At 71.0% G+C, this 19,124-nt stretch carries 17 protein-coding genes, 3 tRNA genes and 1 pseudogene; 11 read left to right on the top strand and 10 right to left on the bottom strand.

Annotation, left to right across the window (positions count from 1 at the left end; all coding sequences use genetic code 11):
* The 3 genes and pseudogenes from ABT232_RS34625 to ABT232_RS34615 form a co-directional block, all read left to right on the top strand.
* Window positions 1-650, top strand: a pseudogene (locus ABT232_RS34625) (hypothetical protein); the annotation flags it as partial.
* A gap of 165 nt (window positions 651-815) precedes the next feature.
* The gene (locus ABT232_RS34620) at window positions 816-2,342 is read left to right on the top strand and encodes a N,N-dimethylformamidase beta subunit family domain-containing protein (protein ID WP_351847737.1); all 1,527 of its coding nucleotides are present in this window, start codon (window positions 816-818) and stop codon (window positions 2,340-2,342) included.
* A 68-nt stretch (window positions 2,343-2,410) separates the two neighbouring features.
* A complete protein-coding gene (locus ABT232_RS34615) occupies window positions 2,411-3,310 on the top strand; it encodes a phosphoribosylaminoimidazolesuccinocarboxamide synthase (RefSeq protein WP_351847735.1) in 900 nt (299 codons plus the stop codon).
* 40 nt (window positions 3,311-3,350) lie between these two features.
* Here the strand turns inward: ABT232_RS34615 and ABT232_RS34610 are convergent.
* The 8 genes from ABT232_RS34610 to ABT232_RS34575 form a co-directional block, all read right to left on the bottom strand.
* A tRNA-Gly gene (locus tag ABT232_RS34610) sits at window positions 3,351-3,426 on the bottom strand.
* A 23-nt stretch (window positions 3,427-3,449) separates the two neighbouring features.
* Window positions 3,450-4,058 carry a response regulator gene (locus tag ABT232_RS34605; RefSeq protein ID WP_351847733.1) on the bottom strand — a complete coding sequence of 203 codons (609 nt, stop codon included), beginning with the start codon at window positions 4,056-4,058 and terminating at the stop codon, window positions 3,450-3,452.
* Entirely contained in the window at window positions 4,055-5,266 is a 1,212-nt protein-coding gene (locus ABT232_RS34600; RefSeq protein WP_351847731.1) for a sensor histidine kinase, read from the bottom strand. The genes ABT232_RS34605 and ABT232_RS34600 overlap by 4 nt, the downstream gene beginning before the upstream one ends.
* A gap of 17 nt (window positions 5,267-5,283) precedes the next feature.
* Complete coding sequence (locus tag ABT232_RS34595; protein ID WP_351847728.1) at window positions 5,284-6,054, bottom strand: ABC transporter permease; 771 nt, start codon at window positions 6,052-6,054, stop codon at window positions 5,284-5,286.
* Complete coding sequence (locus ABT232_RS34590) at window positions 6,051-7,013, bottom strand: ABC transporter ATP-binding protein (protein WP_351847725.1); 963 nt, start codon at window positions 7,011-7,013, stop codon at window positions 6,051-6,053. The genes ABT232_RS34595 and ABT232_RS34590 overlap by 4 nt, the downstream gene beginning before the upstream one ends.
* Before the next feature lie 132 nt (window positions 7,014-7,145).
* Window positions 7,146-7,221, bottom strand: a tRNA-Gly gene (locus tag ABT232_RS34585).
* Window positions 7,222-7,301: 80 nt separating this feature from the next.
* Window positions 7,302-7,373: transfer RNA gene (locus ABT232_RS34580), tRNA-Gly, on the bottom strand.
* A gap of 220 nt (window positions 7,374-7,593) precedes the next feature.
* Window positions 7,594-7,911, bottom strand: coding sequence for a histone-like nucleoid-structuring protein Lsr2 (locus tag ABT232_RS34575; protein ID WP_351847722.1), 318 nt, complete (start codon window positions 7,909-7,911; stop codon window positions 7,594-7,596).
* A gap of 310 nt (window positions 7,912-8,221) precedes the next feature.
* On the opposite strand from ABT232_RS34575, the gene purS reads away from it, so the two are divergent.
* The 7 genes from purS to purM all read left to right on the top strand — a co-directional run bounded on the left by purS (window position 8,222) and on the right by purM (window position 15,902).
* Complete coding sequence (purS, locus tag ABT232_RS34570; RefSeq protein WP_351847719.1) at window positions 8,222-8,485, top strand: phosphoribosylformylglycinamidine synthase subunit PurS; 264 nt, start codon at window positions 8,222-8,224, stop codon at window positions 8,483-8,485.
* Window positions 8,482-9,162: a phosphoribosylformylglycinamidine synthase subunit PurQ gene (purQ, locus tag ABT232_RS34565; protein ID WP_351847716.1), complete on the top strand. Its 681-nt coding sequence runs from the start codon at window positions 8,482-8,484 to the stop codon at window positions 9,160-9,162. The genes purS and purQ overlap by 4 nt, the downstream gene beginning before the upstream one ends.
* Complete coding sequence (purL, locus tag ABT232_RS34560; protein ID WP_351847713.1) at window positions 9,159-11,417, top strand: phosphoribosylformylglycinamidine synthase subunit PurL; 2,259 nt, start codon at window positions 9,159-9,161, stop codon at window positions 11,415-11,417. Before purQ ends, purL begins: the two co-directional genes overlap by 4 nt.
* 76 nt (window positions 11,418-11,493) lie before the next feature.
* Window positions 11,494-12,291: a maleylpyruvate isomerase family mycothiol-dependent enzyme gene (locus ABT232_RS34555; RefSeq protein ID WP_351847710.1), complete on the top strand. Its 798-nt coding sequence runs from the start codon at window positions 11,494-11,496 to the stop codon at window positions 12,289-12,291.
* 62 nt (window positions 12,292-12,353) lie between these two features.
* Window positions 12,354-13,172 (top strand): META domain-containing protein, encoded by an 819-nt coding sequence (locus ABT232_RS34550; RefSeq protein ID WP_351847707.1) that lies wholly within the window; start codon window positions 12,354-12,356, stop codon window positions 13,170-13,172.
* Window positions 13,173-13,233: 61 nt separating this feature from the next.
* A complete protein-coding gene (gene purF, locus ABT232_RS34545; RefSeq protein ID WP_351847705.1) occupies window positions 13,234-14,763 on the top strand; it encodes an amidophosphoribosyltransferase in 1,530 nt (509 codons plus the stop codon).
* A 44-nt stretch (window positions 14,764-14,807) separates the two neighbouring features.
* A complete protein-coding gene (gene purM / locus ABT232_RS34540) occupies window positions 14,808-15,902 on the top strand; it encodes a phosphoribosylformylglycinamidine cyclo-ligase (RefSeq protein ID WP_351847702.1) in 1,095 nt (364 codons plus the stop codon).
* 70 nt (window positions 15,903-15,972) lie between these two features.
* On the opposite strand, the gene ABT232_RS34535 is transcribed toward purM, so the two are convergent.
* Together ABT232_RS34535 and ABT232_RS34530 are read right to left on the bottom strand one after the other, a co-directional pair.
* Window positions 15,973-16,221 carry a DUF3073 domain-containing protein gene (locus tag ABT232_RS34535; protein WP_351847700.1) on the bottom strand — a complete coding sequence of 83 codons (249 nt, stop codon included), beginning with the start codon at window positions 16,219-16,221 and terminating at the stop codon, window positions 15,973-15,975.
* Window positions 16,222-16,524: 303 nt separating this feature from the next.
* The gene (locus ABT232_RS34530; protein ID WP_351847697.1) at window positions 16,525-17,616 is read right to left on the bottom strand and encodes a Leu/Phe/Val dehydrogenase; all 1,092 of its coding nucleotides are present in this window, start codon (window positions 17,614-17,616) and stop codon (window positions 16,525-16,527) included.
* Between the two features lie 222 nt (window positions 17,617-17,838).
* Between ABT232_RS34530 and ABT232_RS34525 the strand changes: the two genes are divergently transcribed.
* Window positions 17,839-18,699 (top strand): DUF8083 family protein, encoded by an 861-nt coding sequence (locus ABT232_RS34525; RefSeq protein ID WP_351847694.1) that lies wholly within the window; start codon window positions 17,839-17,841, stop codon window positions 18,697-18,699.
* Window positions 18,700-19,124: the final 425 nt, after the last annotated feature.

Raw genomic sequence — 19,124 nt, 5'->3', positions numbered from 1 at the left:
CCGGCCCCGATGGGACTGACGTCGACGGGACCGGCCTCGACCGGACCGGCCCCGATGGGACTGACGTCGACGGGACCGGCCTCGACCGGACCGGCCCCGATGGGACTGACGTCGACGGGACCGGCCTCGACCGGACCGGCCTCGACCGGACCGACTTCGCCGGCACCGACTTCGACGTGACCCGCCTCGGCCTCTCCGACGAGGACGAGGACGACCTCGACCACCCCGCCACCGCCAACCCCCGCTGCGCCGCCCTCGCCGCCGGCCTCACCGACGAGCTGATCCGCGAGGAGCAGGCCGCCGCGGCCGCCGAGCCGCCGCCGACGGCCCCCGCGGCGACCAGCACCCCCGACACCCCCCTCTGGGACGACGGCAGCCTGCCCCTGTTCCCCCTCCAGCCCCCGCGCACCCCGCGCGAGCTGCTCGCCGACCACATCACCGCGATGGTCTGCTGCGCCGCGATGGACACCGCCGGCGCCACCCCGGGCCTCGACTGGCTGGACGGCCCCTCGCTGCTGATCAAGGGCGAGCGGGCGGCGGACCTCGCGCCGAAGGTCCTGAGCCTGATGGAGGACGGCGACCCGGCACCCCTCCGCGCCTGGCTGACCGAGGTCGGCATACGCCCCGAGAAGCCCGTACGCCTCGTCTGAGAGCCGCTTCCGCACTCCGGGCGTCCCCTCTCTCGGAGCACGCAGTTCCGCTTTCGGTCAATTCGAAACGAACGGTGACGGAGTCCGTGCGCAATGTGATGTGCTGGGACCGAACACGCACATGGCAAGGGCAGCTGACATACGCCAGGGGAGGGGAGCAAGGCCATGGACTCGGAGCACATCCGCCGCTGGGAGTCGGGAGCGCTGGCGCACGCCGTGACGGACCCCTTCGGCCAGGGCCCGCTCCCCTGGCTGCGCGGCAGCGAGACCTACTTCGACGACGGCAAGGTCGTGGCCTGGTACGCGGACCCGGTGCCCGACACCCCGGCCGCCGACACGAGCGGGACGGGCCGCCGCATCCGCAGGGACGGCACCCGTGTCCCCGGCCCCCGGTCCGGCTCCGGCGCCATCCGCTCCGCCGACGACGTGCGCCGCCAGATCAAGGGCTTCACCTCCACCGGCGCGGTCGCCCCCGGCGAGGCCGTCGACTTCCACATCACGGTCGACCCGCCCCAGGAATTCAGCGTCGACGTCTACCGCATCGGCCACCACGGCGGCGCCGGCGCCGCCAAGATCACCACCAGCCCCCGGCTCTCCGGCATCGTCCAGGCCCCGCCGCTCGCCGCCGACCGCACGGTCTCCTGCCACCACTGGTGGCTGTCCTGGCGGCTGCAGATCCCGAAGGACTGGAGCGTCGGCGCCCATGTCGCCGTCCTCACCACCGCCGACGGCTACCGCTCGCACGTGCCCTTCACCGTCCGCGACGACCAGCCGGCCGACCTGCTGCTGGTCCTGCCGGACGTCACCTGGCAGGCGTACAACCTCTACCCGGAGGACGGCCGCACCGGCGCCAGCCTCTACCACGCCTGGGACGAGGACGGCCGGCTGCTCGGCGAGCGCGAGGCCGCGACCACCGTCTCCTTCGACCGCCCGTACGCCGGCGCCGGCCTCCCGCTGCACGTCGGCCACGCCTACGACTTCATCCGCTGGGCCGAGCGCTACGGCTACCACCTCGCCTACGCCGACGCCCGCGACCTGCACGCCGGCCGCATCGACCCCAGCCGCTACCGGGGCCTGGTCTTCCCCGGCCACGACGAGTACTGGTCGCCGCAGATGCGCCGCGCCGCCGAGCAGGCCCGCGACCACGGCACCTCCCTGGTCTTCCTCTCCTCCAACTCGGTCTACTGGCAGGTCGAGCTCGGCCCGTCCCCCTCCGGCAGCCCCGACCGCCTCCTCACCTGCCGCAAACGCCGGGGCCCGGGCAAGCCCGTGCTGTGGCGGGAGATCGACCGGCCCGAACAGGAACTGCTCGGCATCCAGTACGCCGGCCGGGTCCCCGAACCCCACCCGCTGATCGTCCGCAACGCCGGCCACTGGCTGTGGGAGGCGACCGGCGCGCACGAGGGCGACGCGATCGAAGGCCTGGTCGCGGGCGAGGCCGACCGCTACTTCCCGCGCGCCCCGCTCCCCGAGCACGACGAGCGCGTCCTGCTCGCCCACTCCCCGTACACGGACGCCGAGGGCGTCACCCGCCACCAGGAGACGTCCCTGTACCGGGCCCCCTCCGGCGCCTGGGTCTTCGCCTCCGGAACGTTCGCCTGGTCCCCGGCGCTGGACCGCCCGGGCCATGTCGACCCCCGTGTCCAGCGCGCCACCGCCAACCTCCTGGACCGCATCTGCAAACGTGACTGACCCACTGTCCGTGATCTCTCCCGCGTACGGGACAATCAGGCCATTGGACAGAACCACGGGGAGGAACCGTGTCCGGATTCGTCGAAAAGCCCGAGCCGATCCAGGTTCCGGGCCTGGTGCATCTGCACACCGGCAAGGTGCGCGACCTGTACCAGAACGAGGCGGGCGACCTCGTGATGGTCGCCAGCGACCGCATCTCCGCCTACGACTGGGTGCTGCCGACCGAGATCCCCGACAAGGGCCGGGTCCTCACCCAGCTCTCCCTGTGGTGGTTCGACCAGCTCGCCGACCTCGCCCCCAACCATGTGCTGAGCACCGAACTGCCGGCCGGCGCCCCCGCCGAGTGGGCCGGGCGCACCCTGATCTGCAAGTCGCTCCAGATGGTCCCGGTCGAGTGCGTGGCCCGCGGCTACCTCACCGGCTCCGGCCTCGCCGAGTACGAGGAGTCCCGCACGGTCTGCGGCCTCGCCCTCCCCGAAGGCCTCTCGGACGGCTCCGAGCTGCCCGCCCCGATCTTCACCCCGGCCACCAAGGCCGCCGTCGGCGAGCACGACGAGAACGTCTCCTACGAGGAGGTCGCCCGCCAGGTCGGTGCCGACACCGCCGCCCGGCTGCGCCAGGCCACCCTCGCCGTGTACTCCCGGGCCCGGGACATCGCCCGCGACCGGGGGATCCTGCTGGCGGACACCAAGTTCGAGTTCGGCTTCGAGGGCGACAGCCTGGTCCTCGCCGACGAGGTGCTGACCCCGGACTCCTCCCGGTTCTGGCCGGCCGAGCAGTGGCAGCCGGGCCGCGCCCAGCCGTCGTACGACAAGCAGTTCGTGCGCGACTGGCTGACCTCCGCCGAGTCCGGCTGGGACCGCAGGAGCGAGCAGCCCCCGCCCGCGCTGCCGCAGCAGGTCGTGGACGCGACCCGGGCGAAGTACATCGAGGCGTACGAGCGCCTGACCAGCACCAGCTGGAGCTGACACGCCGAAGGCCCCGGTCGATGACCGGGGCCTTGGTGACTGGAGCGGACGACGAGGCTCGAACTCGCGACCTCAACCTTGGCAAGGTTGCGCTCTACCAACTGAGCTACGTCCGCATTGCGCCGTGGCGCGAGAGCAACTATACCCAACCTCGCTCGCGCGCGAGACGCACCGCCGCATGCCGGTTCTCCACCCCGAGCTTCGAGACCGCCGCCGACAGATAGTTGCGCACGGTCCCCTGGGAGAGCGCGGCCCGCTCGGCGATCTCCGCGACCGGCGCCCCGTCCGCGGCCAGCTCCAGCACCTCGGCCTCGCGCGCGGTCAGCGGCGAGTCCCCGGCGGAGATCGCGTCGGCGGCCAACTCGGGATCCACGTAACGGTTTCCGGCGTGCACGGTCCGGATGATCTCGGCGAGCCGCTGGGCGCTGACCGTCTTCGGGACGAACCCGCGCACACCGGCCGCGAGCGCCCGCTTCAGATGCCCCGGCCGGCCGTGACTGGTCACGATCAGCACCCGGCACCCGGGCAGTTCGGTCCGCAGCGATGTGGCGACCTTCACACCGTCCGCCCCCGGCATCTGGAGATCCAGCACGGCCACGTCGGGTGCGTGCGCCAGCGCCATCGCCCGCGCCTCCGGCCCGCTCGCCGCCTCCGCGACGACGACCAGGTCGTCCTCCAGCGAGAGCAGCGCCGCCAGTGCGCCCCGGATGAGGTGCTCGTCGTCGGCGAGCAGGACACGCACGGTCACGCCACGGCCTCCCGAGCCACCGGCACCCTGGCCACCACCCGGAACACCCCGGCCCCGGCGAACCCGGCCTCCAGCGTCCCGTCGACCTGCCGCAGCCGCTCCCGCAGCCCGGCGAGCCCGGACCCGCCACCGCTCCCGGAGGACGTCTCCGCCCCGTCGTTCTCCACCGTCAGCACCACACGCCCCTCCGTCATCCGCAGTCCCACGCGACACCGGGCGGCGTTCCCGTGCCGCAGCACGTTCGTCGTCGCCTCCCGGACCACCCACCCGAGCGCCGACTGCACCTCGTCGGGCAGCCCCGCCGCCTCGCCGGTGACCTCGCAGTCGATACCGGCCGCCTTCAACACGCCCTGCGCGCCCAGCAGTTCCACATCCAGATCGGCCTCCCGGTAGCCGCGGACGACATCCCGGACCTCCCGCTGCGACTCCGCCGCGATCCGCTGCACCTCGATCATCTGCTCCACGGCCTCCTCCCGGCCCCGCCGCGCCAGCTGCACGCTCAGCTCGCTCTTCAGGGCGATGACCGCGAGGTTCCGGCCGATGACGTCGTGCAGATCCCGCCCGAACCGCAGCCGCTCCTCCGCCACGGCGAGCCGCGCCCGGGTCTCCCGCGCCTCGTCCAGTTCGTAGACGGCGTTGAGCAGCCAGACGGAGAAGATCGAGGTGACGGCGAAGAAGCTGGTGGCGAGCAGCGCCGCGAGGGCCGTGACCAGTGCGGCCATACCGCCGCCCAGTGCCAGGGTGAGCAGCCCCACACCCGCCGAGAAGCCGAGGATCAGCGCCAGCACCCGGCGCCTGCTGCGGACGCCGAGCGTGATCGACCCGAGCCCGAAGACCAGCAGACCGGCGATCACCGTGCCCAGCGCGCTCGCCCCGTCCTCACCGCCCAGGCCGCGGTCGACGAGCACGAGCACCAGACCCGCGAACAGCGCGCTGGTCACCCCGAGCGCCGACATCAGCCGCAGCGGCTGCGGCCGCAGGCCGCGTGTCCAGTCCAGCGCCCGGGAGCTCACCACCGCGCAGGACACGGCGTGCACGCACACCAGCAGCGCCAGCCAGCCCGCGTGCGGGGGCGGCAGCTGGCCGAACACCGGCAGTCCGAACACCGCGATCTCGGCCAGCGCGAAGAAGTGGAACGACCAGCGCGTGTACGTCTCGACCTTCGCCGGTGTGCTCTTGCCCCGCCACCATGTCCCCGGACCGGACAACCCCCGCTCCCCCTCCGTCAGCGCCGCGGCTCCCACCGGAACCACCGCCGTACAGCAAACACCGCGACCGCGGTCCAGGCCAGCGCGGTGGCGAGGGCGCCCAGCGCCTCGTAGCCGGACAGGTCCCCGGTCCAGCCGGCCCGGATCAGGGTGATCACCGGTGTCAGCGGCAGCAGTTCGCAGACGGAGGCCACCCGGTCGGGCAGCACTTCGAGGGGGATGGTGATGCCCGAGCCCAGCATGGAGACGAACATCATCGGCAGCCCGGTCACCTGGGCGCTCTCCGCGGTCCGGGTGAAGGCCGCGGTGACCGCGGCCAGCGCGCCGCACATCACGATCCCCAACGCCAGCCCCAGCACGGCGTAGTGGGGTGCGGACGGCGCCCCGAGGTCGAGCAGCACCCCGCAGCCGACCGCCAGCAGCAGACTCTGCGCGACCCCGATCCCGGAGGCCGGCAGCGCTGCCCCGACCAGGATCTCCCGGTCCCGCAGCTCACCGGTGCGCAGCCGCTTGAGCACCAGCTCCTCGCGGCGGGTGACATAGGCGGTGGTGAGGGCGGCGTAGACGGCGAAGAGCAGGGAGAAGCCGACGGCGGCGGGCAGGATGACGGTGCCGATGGTCAGCCCCGCGTCCTTCAGGTCCATCTCGTCGGCCGCGGCCCGCACGCTGAACGGCAGCAGCAGCGGTACGAGCACCGCCGAGACGAGCGTGGCCCGGCTGCGTCCGAGCAGGGTGAGTTCGGCCCGCGCCAGCGCGCCCATCCGCCCCGTGACAGTCGTGGTGCTCATACGCCGGCCTCCTCCTTCTGTGCCGCGAGGGCCGACGCCCGCCCGGCGATCCCCAGGAACGCCTCCTCCAGCGAGGCCGACCGGATGTCCAGCCGGCGCAGCTCGACACCGGCGTCCCGCGCCCACACCAGCAGCCCGGTGGCCGCCCGCTGCAGCTCGTGCGTCCGCAGCCGGACCGCCCGGCCGTCCACCTCATGACCGACGACACCGAGTTCGCCGAGGGCCGGCAGGTCGCCGAGGAAGTAGCCGTCGGGCAGCTCGAAGGAGATCCGGGACGGCTGGGCGGCGGTCACCTCTTCCGGGGTGCCGCTCGCCGCGATGCGCCCCTCGTGCAGGATCGCCAGCCGGTCCGCCAACTCGTCGGCCTCTTCCAGGTAGTGCGTGGTCAGCAGGACCGTCGTACCGCCGTCGCGCAGCGTGCGCACCAGGTCCCAGGTCTCGCGCCGCCCCTCGGGGTCCAGTCCGGTGGTCGGCTCGTCCAGGAACAGCACCTCGGGGCCGCCGAGCAGCGCGAGCGCCAGATCCAGCCGCCGCCGCTCACCGCCGGACAGCTGCTTCACCCGCACCTCGGCGCGCCTGCCGAGCCCGACGGTCTCCAGCGCCTCGGCGACCGGCCGGGCCCCGCTGGTGCAGCCGGCCCACATCCGCACGGTCTCGGCGACGGTCAGCTCCGCCGGGAACCCGCCCTCCTGGAGCATCACGCCGGTCCGTGGCCGGACGGCCTCCCGCTCGCCGTAGGGGTCGTGGCCGAGCACCCGCACCCGGCCCCCGCTCGGCGGCGCGAGCCCTTCCAGCAGCTCGACGGTGGAGGTCTTTCCGGCGCCGTTGGTTCCCAGCAGCGCGAAGACCTCCCCGCGCGCCACATGGAAGGAGATTCCGCGCACCGCCTCGAACCCGCCCCCGTACACACGCCTGAGGTCGGTGACCTCGATCACGTGCTCGTGTTCGTCTGTCTTCATGCCGTCAGCCTTCCGGTGATCGGGGCCGGTCGGCAGTGCGTGCTGTCACCGGCGCACATGACAAATGTCAGATCACGAAAAGCGGCGGCGGATATGCCGAAGGCCCCGGTCGATGACCGGGGCCTTGGTGACTGGAGCGGACGACGAGGCTCGAACTCGCGACCTCAACCTTGGCAAGGTTGCGCTCTACCAACTGAGCTACGTCCGCATTGCCTCCGACCGGCTTTCACCGATCGGTGCGAGCACCAGCCTACCTGATCCACAAGCGTGGTCCGACCGGCGGTGCAGAGCGGGTGACAGGAATTGCACACTGCGCCTTCCCCCTGGAAGGGGGATGTTCTGCTACTGAACTACACCCGCATGTCCGTGAGCCGGGCCTTTCGGCCTCGCCCCTCGGCGTGCTCCAGACTCTAGCTGATCAGCGGGGGTGCTGCGCAAGTCGGTTGTCGCGAGGGGCGACTGAACTGCCGTCGGCCGGGGCTCGGACGCCCGGTGGCCGGCGGGTCGCGGCGCGGTTCCGGCTCGGGGCCCGTTCGGTTCCGGTCCGGTTCCGGTGCCGGGTGCCCGCTGCGTCGGCGGCTCACTGCGCGGCGGTGAACGCCTCGTAGACCTTCTTGGGGATCCGGCCGCGCGCGGGGACGTCCATCTTGTTGGCCTGCGCCCAGGCGCGCACCGCGGCGGGGTCGGGGGCGACCTCCGTCTGCTTGTAGGCCCGGCCCGACTTCGACCGCTTGCGGCCGGCCTCCACGTAGGGCGCGAGCGCCTTACGCAGTTTCCTGGCATTGGCTTCATTCAGGTCGATCTCGTACGACTTGCCGTCGAGTCCGAAGGCGATCGTTTCCGCCGCTTCCGAGCCGTCGATGTCGTCAAAGAGGGTGACCACGACCTTTTGCGCCACGAATATCGGTCCCTTCGTGCGGCACCTCAATGCAGCTCATCTGCGATGACGTGCCGAGTATCGGCTATTGCCAATTCATTTGTACAGTGCCCGGCAAAGCAATGTGAAGCCCGACTAAATCTGCCCGCGTGTCCCGGCGCAATAGCTGCCGTGGGTCGATCCGGGATCTTTCCCTGAACTTTTCGTGAAGCGGTCGCTCCGATGCCGGATCGTGACGCCGTTTCCGTAGGTTCCTACAACTCTACCCGCGTAGAAATTTTGTGCGGGTAGTCTGAAGGGACCTGCTCAGCACCACACACCGGGAGTGCCAGTGGCACGCGTCGTAGTCGACGTCATGCTCAAGCCGGAGATCCTCGACCCCCAGGGCCAGGCGGTGCAGCGCGCACTGCCGCGGCTGGGTTTCGACGGCATCGCCGACGTACGTCAGGGAAAGCGATTCGAACTGGAAGTTGAGGGGCCGGTCGACGAGGCCGCGCTCGCCCGCATCCACGATCTTGCGGAATCCTTCCTCGCCAACACCGTGATCGAGGACTTCACCGTCAAGGTGGAGGAAGTCGCGGAGGCCGCGAAGTGACCGCTCGTATTGGCGTCGTCACTTTCCCGGGCAGCCTCGACGACCGGGACACCCAGCGCGCGATCCGCCTCGCGGGCGCCGAACCCGTCGCCCTGTGGCACAAGGACAAGGACCTCAAGCAGGTCGACGCCGTGGTGCTGTGCGGCGGTTTCTCCTACGGCGACTATCTGCGCGCCGGTGCCATCGCCCGTTTCTCGCCGGTGATGGACACGGTCATCGACCAGGCGAAGGCCGGCCTGCCGGTCCTCGGCATCTGCAACGGCTTCCAGATCCTCACCGAGGCGCACCTCCTCCCCGGCGGCATGCTCGGCAACGACCACCTGCACTTCATCTGCCGCGACCAGAAGCTGCGGGTGGAGAACGCGGACACCGCCTGGACGACCGACTACACGGCCGGCCAGGAGATCCACATCCCGCTGAAGAACATGGACGGCCGCTACGTGGCCGACCGCTACACGCTGGACAAGCTGGAGGCCGAGGGCCGGGTCGCGTTCCGCTACCTGGACTTCAACCCCAACGGCTCGCTCAACGACATCGCCGGCATCACCAACGAGGCGGGCAACGTCGTCGGTCTGATGCCGCACCCGGAGCACGCCGTGGAGCCGCTCATCGGCACCGGCCGCACCGACGGCCTCCCCTTCTTCACCTCGATCCTCAAGAAGCTGGTCAACGCATGAGCCGGACGCCTCTGGACACGGTCGAGCACGCGGCCGCGACCCCCGACGTCGAGCTGCCCTGGGCCGAACTCGGCCTGAAGAAGGACGAGTACGAGCGCGTGGTCGAGATCCTCGGCCGCCGGCCCACCGGTGCCGAGCTCGCCATGTACTCGGTCATGTGGTCCGAGCACTGCTCGTACAAGTCCTCCAAGGTCCACCTCCGCCAGTTCGGCGAGAAGGCCCCCGAGAACGACGCCCTGCTCGTCGGCATCGGCGAGAACGCCGGTGTGGTCGACGTCGGCCTGGGCTACGCGGTCACCTTCAAGGTCGAGTCGCACAACCACCCGTCGTACGTCGAGCCCTACCAGGGCGCGGCCACCGGCGTCGGCGGCATCGTCCGCGACATCATCGCGATGGGCGCCCGCCCGGTCGCGGTGGTGGACCCGCTTCGGATGGGTGCGCCCGACCACCCCGACACCAAGCGCGTGCTGCCGGGTGTCGTCGCCGGCATCGGCGGCTACGGCAACTGCCTGGGCCTGCCCAACATCGGCGGCGAGGTCGTCTTCGACGCCTGCTACCAGGGCAACCCGCTGGTCAACGCCGGCGCCATCGGCGTGATGCGGCACGAGGACATCCACCTCGCGAAGGCGTCCGGCGCGGGCAACAAGGTCATCATGTACGGCGCCCGCACGGGCGGCGACGGCATCGGCGGCGCCTCGATCCTGGCCTCCGAGACCTTCGACGACGCCAAGCCGTCGAAGCGTCCGGCCGTGCAGGTCGGTGACCCCTTCCAGGAGAAGCTGCTCATCGAGTGCACCCTGGAGGCCTTCAAGGAGAAGCTCGTCGTCGGCATCCAGGACCTGGGCGCCGCCGGAATCTCCTGCGCCACCAGCGAGCTGGCCTCCAACGGCTCCGGCGGCATGCGCGTCACCCTGGACGACGTCCCCCTGCGCGACTCCACGCTCTCGCCCGAGGAGATCCTCATGAGCGAGTCGCAGGAGCGCATGTGCGCGGTCGTCGAGCCGGAGAAGGTCGACCGCTTCCTGGAGATCTGCGAGAAGTGGGACGTGATCGCCACCGTCATCGGTGAGGTCACCGACGGCGACCGGCTGGAGATCTTCTGGCACGGCGAGAAGATCGTCGACGTCGACCCGCGCACGGTCGCCCACGAGGGCCCGACCTACGAGCGCCCCTACGCCCGCCCGGCCTGGCAGGACGAGCTCCAGGCGGACGACGCCGGCAAGCTGCCCCGCCCGGCGACGAGCGAGGAGCTGAAGGACCAGGTCCTGAAGCTGGTCGCGTCCCCGAACCAGGCCTCCAAGTCCTGGATCACCTCCCAGTACGACCACTTCGTGCAGGGCAACACCGTCCTCGCCCAGCCCGAGGACTCCGGCATGATCCGGATCGACGAGGAGACCGGCCTCGGCGTCGCCATCGCGACCGACGGCAACGGCCGCTACGCCAAGCTCGACCCGTACACGGGCGCGCAGCTGGCCCTCGCCGAGGCCTACCGCAACGTGGCCACCACCGGCGCCAAGCCGCTCGCCGTCTCGGACTGCCTGAACTTCGGCTCCCCCGAGGACCCCGCGGTGATGTGGCAGTTCGCGGAGGCCGTGCGCGGTCTGGCGGACGGCTGCCAGCAGCTCGGCACCCCGGTGACCGGCGGCAACGTCTCGCTCTACAACCAGACGGGCGAGGCGGCCATCCACCCGACCCCGGTCGTCGCGGTCCTGGGCGTCATCGACGACGTCGCCCGCCGCACGCCGGTCGCCTTCCAGGAGGAGGGCCAGCTGGTCTACCTCCTCGGTGACACCCGCGAGGAGTTCGGCGGCTCGGCCTGGTCCCAGGTGATCCACGACCACCTCGGCGGCCTGCCCCCGAAGGTCGACCTTGAGCGCGAGCGCCTGCTGGCCGAGATCCTCATCTCGGCCTCCCGCGACGGCATGATCGACTCCGCGCACGACCTGTCCGACGGCGGCCTGATCCAGGCGGTCGTCGAGTCGGCGCTGCTCGGCGGCAAGGGCGCCCGCCTGATCGTCCCCGACGGCCTGGACGCCTTCACCTTCCTCTTCTCGGAGTCGGCGGGCCGCGCGGTCGTCGCCGTGCCCCGCTCGGAGGAGCTCCGCTTCAACGACATGTGCGGCGCCCGGGGCCTCCCGGCCACCCGCATCGGCGTCGTGGACGGCGACAGCGTGGAGGTGCAGGGCGAGTTCAGCCTCCCGCTGACGGAGCTGCGCACCGCCCACGAGGCGACCATCCCGGCGCTCCTGTCGTAACCGGCCGCCCGTACGAAGCCCCGTCCGGCCGGTAAGGCCGGGCGGGGCTTTCGCGGCACCCCCTAGGCTCACCGTCATGCCCCCGGCCAAGAAGCGCACCCGCACCTACGACCCGGTGAAGATTCGCGCCGCGGTCCTCGCCCAGTTCGGCACGGTCCGGCAGGCCGTACGCGGCCTCACCGAGGAGCAGTTGGCGCTGCCCACCCGGCTCGGTGACTGGACCGTCCGGGATCTGGCCGCGCACGTGACCATGGCCGTGGAGACGGTCAGCCGGAACCTGGAGCGGGACGAGCCGGCGAAGCCGGAACTCACCTTGCTCGAGTGGCCCTTCGCCACCGCGGACCGGGCCGCCGACATCGCCGAGGGCACCCGTCTCCTCGCCGCGTCCGAATCCGACCTGGACGCGCTGTACGCCCGTACCGAGGCGCGTATCACCGAATCCCTGGCGACCGCCCCCGGCAGCCGTCTGCTCGCCGCCCGCACCGGGGCCATGCGACTCGACGACTACCTGGTCACCCGCACCGTCGAACTCGTCGTGCACACCGACGACCTGAACGCCGCCGTGCCGGGCCTGGAGATCCCCTGCGACCGCCAGGCGCTCGCCGCCTGCACCCGGCTGCTGGCGGACGCGCTGGCCGCGAAGGCGCCCGGCGGGTCGACGGAGGTGCGGATCCCGCCGTACGCGGTCGTGCAGTGCGTCGAAGGGCCCCGGCACACCCGGGGCACCCCGCCCAACGTCGTGGAGACCGACCCGCTGACCTGGATCCGGCTCGCCACCGGACGGATCGCCTGGCCGGCGGCGCTGGCGGACGCCAAGGTCCGGGCGAGCGGGGAGCGGGCGGATCTGAGCGCCCATCTGCCGATCCTCGGCTGACGGTGGAACCGGGGGTGGACCCGGGGTGGAACCGATCACCCCACCTGTCCCGTCGAAGCGGCATGTACAGGCAGAAGCAGCGCATCACCCTCATCACGGCCGTCCTCGCCCTGCTGCCGCTCGCGGCGGCCTGCGGCACCGAGCGGGCGGGGGCCGGCGGCGACGACGCCAGTGCCGGCGCCGCGCGGACGGTCGGCGGGATCACCGGCGTCCACTGGACCGTCGACAGCGTCACCGTCGACGGCACCACCCACGACGCCCCGAGCGCCGCCTACGTGACGATCGACGACAGCGGCCGGGCGCAGGGCAACTTCGGCTGCAACCACTTCAGCGCCGAGGCCGCCTTCGACGGCGACCGCGTCCGCCTCGCCGACCCCTCGATGACCGAGATGGGCTGCGAGGAGAAGCCCATGAAGTTCGAGGAGACCCTGGCCCGCGCCCTCGCAGGCGGCGCGCTGAAGGCGGACGTGACCAAGGACCGGCTGACCCTGACCACGGACGGAGGCGACACCGTGCGGCTCACCAAGGAGCAGGACGCACCCCTGCTCGGCACCCGCTGGAACGTCACGGCAATCGGCTCGGACGGCGTCGCCCAGTCCCTCCCGGAGGGCGCCGAGGCCCACCTCACCTTCGACGACGACGGCAAGGTCGGCGGCCGTCTCGGCTGCAACAAGGTGAACGCCACCGCGACGGTACGGGACGGGCATATCACCCTCGGTACGCCGTCCACCACCCGAATGATGTGCGACGCCTCACTCATGGAGACCGAAAAGCGCCTCCTGCGGCTCTTCGGAGGCACCGTCGAGTACCGCCTGGATCACCGCACCCTCACGCTGACCAGCGAGAACGGCGAGAGTGTGACAGCAGTCGCAGCCGAGTGATCCATGTCCGGCCGCTGTCCCCAATTCGGACCAGTGGTCGATCTCGCCTACACTCGGTGGCGTGCCACGTGGTGACGGACGACTCAACCACGACCTGCTCCCCGGTGAGAAAGGCCCCCAGGACGCGTGTGGCGTCTTCGGTGTCTGGGCTCCGGGCGAAGAGGTCGCCAAGCTCACGTACTTCGGGCTCTACGCCCTCCAGCATCGGGGCCAGGAATCCGCGGGAATCGCGGTCAGCAACGGCTCCCAGATCCTCGTCTTCAAGGACATGGGCCTGGTTTCCCAGGTCTTCGACGAGACCTCTCTCGGTTCGCTCCAGGGTCATATCGCGGTCGGACACGCCCGCTACTCGACCACCGGTGCCTCCGTGTGGGAGAACGCCCAGCCGACGTTCCGCGCCACCGCGCACGGTTCGATCGCGCTCGGCCACAACGGCAACCTCGTCAACACGGCCCAGCTGGCCGAGATGGTCGCCGACCTCCCGAACGACAACAACAGCCGCTCCTCCCGCGTGGCTGCCACCAACGACACCGACCTGCTGACCGCGCTGCTCGCGGCCCAGGTCGACGATGACGGCAAGCCGCTGACCATCGAGGAAGCCGCCCACACGGTCCTGCCCAAGGTCCGTGGCGCCTTCTCGCTCGTCTTCATGGACGAGCACACCCTGTACGCCGGCCGCGACCCGCAGGGCATCCGCCCGCTGGTCCTCGGCCGCCTGGAGCGCGGCTGGGTGGTCGCCTCGGAGTCGGCCGCCCTCGACATCTGCGGCGCCAGCTACGTCCGCGAGATCGAGCCGGGCGAGTTCGTCGCCATCGACGAGAACGGCCTGCGCACCTCCCGATTCGCGGAAGCGAAGCCCAAGGGCTGTGTCTTCGAGTACGTGTACCTGGCCCGCCCGGACACCGACATCGCCGGCCGGAACGTGTACCTCTCGCGGGTCGAGATGGGCCGTCGCCTCGCCAAGGAGGCACCCGTCGAGGCCGACCTGGTCATAGCGACCCCCGAATCCGGCACCCCCGCCGCGATCGGTTACGCCGAGGCCAGCGGCATCCCGTTCGGCAACGGACTGGTGAAGAACGCCTATGTCGGCCGTACCTTCATCCAGCCCTCGCAGACGATCCGCCAGCTCGGCATCCGTCTGAAGCTGAACCCGCTGAAGGAAGTCATCAAGGGCAAGCGCCTGGTCGTCGTCGACGACTCCATCGTGCGCGGCAACACCCAGCGGGCCCTGGTCCGCATGCTGCGCGAGGCCGGCGCCGCCGAGGTCCACATCCGGATCTCCTCCCCGCCGGTGAAGTGGCCCTGCTTCTTCGGCATCGACTTCGCCACCCGCGCCGAGCTGATCGCCAACGGCATGTCGGTCGACGAGATCGGCCGCTCCCTGGGCGCCGACTCCCTGGCGTACATCTCCATCGACGGCATGATCGAGGCGACCACCATCGCCAAGCCGAACCTCTGCCGCGCCTGCTTCGACGGCGAGTACCCGATGGAGCTCCCCGACCCCGAGCTGCTGGGCAAGCAGCTCCTGGAGACGGAGCTGGCCGCCGGTCCGGCCGCCACGGCCGCGGCCGACGCGATCCGCCGCCCGTAGACAGCCCGTATCACCTGCAGTACGACAGGAAAGTACTCACCCTCATGTCTTCAGCATCTGATCAGCGCGCTCCGCACGCGGGCACTGGTGCCAGCTACGCGGCCGCGGGCGTCGACATCGAAGCGGGAGACCGCGCCGTAGAGCTGATGAAGGAGTGGGTGAAGAAGACGCAGCGCCCCGAGGTCCTCGGCGGCCTCGGCGGTTTCGCCGGCCTCTTCGACGCCTCCGCCCTCAAGCGCTACGAGCGCCCGCTGCTCGCCTCCGCCACCGACGGCGTCGGCACGAAGGTCGACATCGCCCGGCAGCTGGGCGTGTACGACACCATCGGCCACGACCTGGTCGCCATGGTCATGGACGACATCGTCGTCTGCGGTGCCGAGCCGCTGTTCATGACCGACTACATCTGCGTCGGCAAGGTCCACCCCGAGCGGGTGGCGGCCATCGTCAAGGGCATCGCGGAAGGCTGTGTGCTGGCCGGCTGCGCCCTGGTGGGCGGTGAGACGGCCGAGCACCCGGGCCTGCTGGGCGAGGACGACTTCGACGTCGCCGGGGCCGGTACGGGCGTCGTGGAGGCCGACCGGCTGCTCGGCCCGGATCGTATCCGCACGGGTGACGCGGTGATCGCCATGGCGGCCTCCGGTCTTCACTCGAACGGGTACTCACTCGTCCGCCACGTCCTGCTGAACCAGGCCGGTCTCCCCCTCGACGCGCACATCGAGGAACTGGGCCGGACCCTCGGCGAGGAGCTGCTGGAGCCCACGAAGATCTACTCGCTGGACTGCCTGGCCCTCACCCGGACCACCGAGGTGCACGCCTTCAGCCACATCACGGGCGGCGGCCTGGCCGCCAACCTGGCCCGGGTCATCCCGGACGGGCTGCACGCGATCGTCGACCGCTCCACCTGGACCCCGGCCCCGATCTTCGACCTCGTCGGCCGGACGGGCCGGGTCGAGCGCCTGGAGCTGGAGAAGACCCTGAACATGGGCGTGGGCATGATCGCCATCGTCCCCGAGGAGTCCACCGAGGCGGCCCTGACGACGCTGGCCGACCGCGGGGTCGACGCCTGGGTCGCGGGTGAGATCACCGACCGCGGTGACCACGAGACCGGTGCGGCCCTGATCGGCGACTACGCGAGCTGAGGCCCTGCGGGCAGCACAGAACCCGGCCGGTGACCGAGGTCACCGACCGGGTTTGATGCTCAGTACAAGGTCAAGCGCCGCGACGCTGCCGCGAGGAGTCTTCGTCCTCGTCTTCGTCGTCGTCCTCGTAGAGGTCGGCGTACTTTGCGTACAGGTCGTCGTCATGCTCATCGTCCTCGAAACGGTCGCCATTTGGCGACTGATTCGACGTCGATGCGCCCAGCTCCTCGGCCAGGCGTGAGAGGTCAGTCCCACCGCTGTTGTACTTCAGCTGGCGGGCGACCTTCGTCTGCTTGGCCTTGGCCCGGCCGCGCCCCATGGCTCGACCCCCTCAACGACGGGGCTCGACGGCCCCAGAGTCTTGACACGCGTTCATGGTCCGGAACGGGCTCTCCGTGGAGAGACCGGTCCGTAGGGCTTCCACGGTACCTGAGCCCGCGCCCATACGGTACGTCGCCCGCATGACGTGCCCGCGCCCAGAACCTTCGAGGCGCCCCGTCCTCGCTGGTCAGTGGCGATTTTAACCACTTAATGGCGGACGACCCGCCGGTGGGAGTGAGAGTTCTCTCTAACTGCCCGCCGACGGGTACCGCTCAAACCCGCGGGAGCGCCCCGCGGAACCTCACCATCCGCGTGCCGCGGCGGCCTCGTGCATGCGCTGTTCGGCGATCCGGTCGGCCGCGGCGGCCGGCGGAATCCCATCCGCCTTCGCACGTGCGAATATGGCCAGCGTGGTGTCGTAGATCTTCGCGGCCTTCGCCTTGCAGCGGTCGAAGTCGAAGCCGTTCAGCTCGTCGGCGACCTGGATGACACCGCCGGCGTTCACCACGTAGTCCGGCGCGTAGAGGATCCCGCGGTCGGCGAGGTCCTTCTCCACGCCCGGGTGGGCGAGCTGGTTGTTGGCCGCGCCGCACACCACGCGCGCGGTCAGCACCGGGACGGAGTCGTCGTTCAGCGCGCCGCCCAGCGCGCAGGGGGCGTAGATGTCCAGGCCGTCGACCCGGATCAGCTCCTCGGTGTCCCGGACGGCGAGCACATCGCGGTGCCGCTCGGTGATGCGGCGCACGGCCTCCTCGCGCACATCCGTCACGAAGACCTCGGCGCCCTCCGCGACCAGGTGCTCCACCAGGTGGTGGCCGACCTTGCCGACGCCGGCGATGCCGACCCGCTTGGCCCGCAGCGAGGGGTCGCCCCACAGGTGCTGGGCGCTGGCCCGCATGCCCTGGTAGACGCCGAAGGCGGTGAGTACGGAGGAGTCGCCGGCGCCGCCGTTCTCCGGGGACCGGCCGGTCGTCCAGCGGCACTCACGGGCCACGACGTCCATGTCGGCGACGTAGGTGCCGACGTCGCAGGCGGTGACGTACCGGCCGCCGAGCGAGGCGACGAACCGGCCGTAGGCCAGCAGCAGCTCCTCGGTCTTGATCTTCTCCGGGTCACCGATGATCACGGCCTTGCCGCCGCCGTGGTCCAGACCGGCCATGGCGTTCTTGTACGACATCCCGCGCGCGAGGTTCAGCGCGTCGGCGACGGCCTCGGCCTCGGTGGCGTAGGGGTAGAAGCGCGTACCGCCGAGAGCGGGGCCCAGGGCGGTGGAGTGGATGGCGATCACGGCCTTGAGGCCGCTGGCACGGTCCTGGCAGAGCACGACTTGCTCGTGACCACCCTGGTCCGACTGGAACAGGGTGTGCAGGACGCCGTCGGTTACGTCGGTCACTGTGGTGACTCCTGAGGTGAAAAACGGCGGTTCGGGTCAGCTCCCGTAGGGGTGGCGGGCGCTGTGAGCACGAGAGTAGAGCCTGCAGGCGCCGCCGAACGGACAGTGTTCAGGATCACCTCCTCACGGAGTACGGCCGTGCGACGATTTGCATGGTTTTCCCGCGACTTCGTCAGCGGGTCCCGCGGTTTTCCCCGGCACCCGGCGGGGGAGGGAGCAGGCGTGCCCAAGGTGTCCTCGGTGATCGTCCCGTACGCGGCCTACCTGCGCGTGTACGAACCGCTGGCCGCCTTCCCCGAGCCGGAGCGGGCCCACTGGGCACGCTACGCCCGCCGCCCCGACCGTCCCTCGTACCAGGACGAACTGCGTCGCTCGCTGGCGGACCTGCTGCCCACCCCGCCCGTCCCGGTACCGGTGCACGAGAGCGGCGACGCGTTCGTCCTGGAGGACGACGAGGTGGTGTACGTCTGCCCGTGGCGCACCCGGCTGCGCGGCTGGCAGGCGCTCGGCGATCTCGCGGAGGAACTGCCGGAGCCGGTGCTGGACGCCGTCCTGCCGCCCGTCGTGCGCCGCCAGGCCACCCAGGACTACGAGCGCTGGCTGGTCCGCAATCCCGACGCCCGCCCCTGGATCCGCACCGCGACCTGGCAGGTGCCGCTGGCCTGGTTCGTCCTGGTCGCCGACGAGGAGCGGGAGTACGACAGGGGTTCCGACGGCGCACCCGTCGGCGACGCCGCCGCCCCGGTGCTGCGCTACCGCACGCCCATGGTGCAGGCCCGCCGCCGGGTGGCCCGCGGTCTGCGCACCCTCAAGGAGGCCATGGACGAGGGGCCGCTCATCGACGGCGTGTTCGACGTGGGTCGCTGGCTGGAGGAGTTCCACCCGCGCTCGCTGGTCGAGCTGGACTACGGCGGCCTGGTGCACGCCCTGCCGGCCGGCGAGCTGGAGGACGACCACTCGGCGGCCGATGTCGCCGCGGGCATCGAGGCGCTGCGCCAGGGAGACGGCGCCGCCGCGGGCGAGGCGTACGGCCGGCTGGCGGAGCGGTGGCGCTCGGTGCGGGACCGGCGGTCGGCGAACTGACCCGGCGCCAGACCGGCGGCTGTGTACGAGTGTCGAACGAGTGAGCCAGGACACCTTACGATTCGTCGACAAAGGACGTAGGTCCCGATCCGGGCGTATGTGACGACGGTGTGTCAAGGGTGACGGACCGCACGTACGCCGCCCTTGCGTCCCTTGCCCCTCCTCGTGCCAAAATAGGACAAGGAGTCCGGGGAGGACTCTGTCCGCCCCGCTGTGCTCCACTGTGGGTGGAATCTCAGCATTGCACGCTTTGGGGGGTCTGGTGACTCCTGATCGCCCTGTGACTGATCGTCACAGTGGCGTGACTGTCCGCTATGGCATGGTCCATCGGCTTCCGTCGCTGATGAACACCTGGGAGGGCAATTCCATCGGTTTGGCCGACGCGGCTGGACAGATGGTGTAGTTGTAGTGCCGAGGACAAGCCG

Origin of the sequence: Streptomyces sp. NPDC001532, from assembly GCF_040298625.1 — a bacterium.
Lineage (GTDB): Bacteria > Actinomycetota > Actinomycetes > Streptomycetales > Streptomycetaceae > Streptomyces.
Note: the sequence above shows the minus strand (reverse complement) of the source record. Positions and strands in the feature narration are given on the sequence as shown.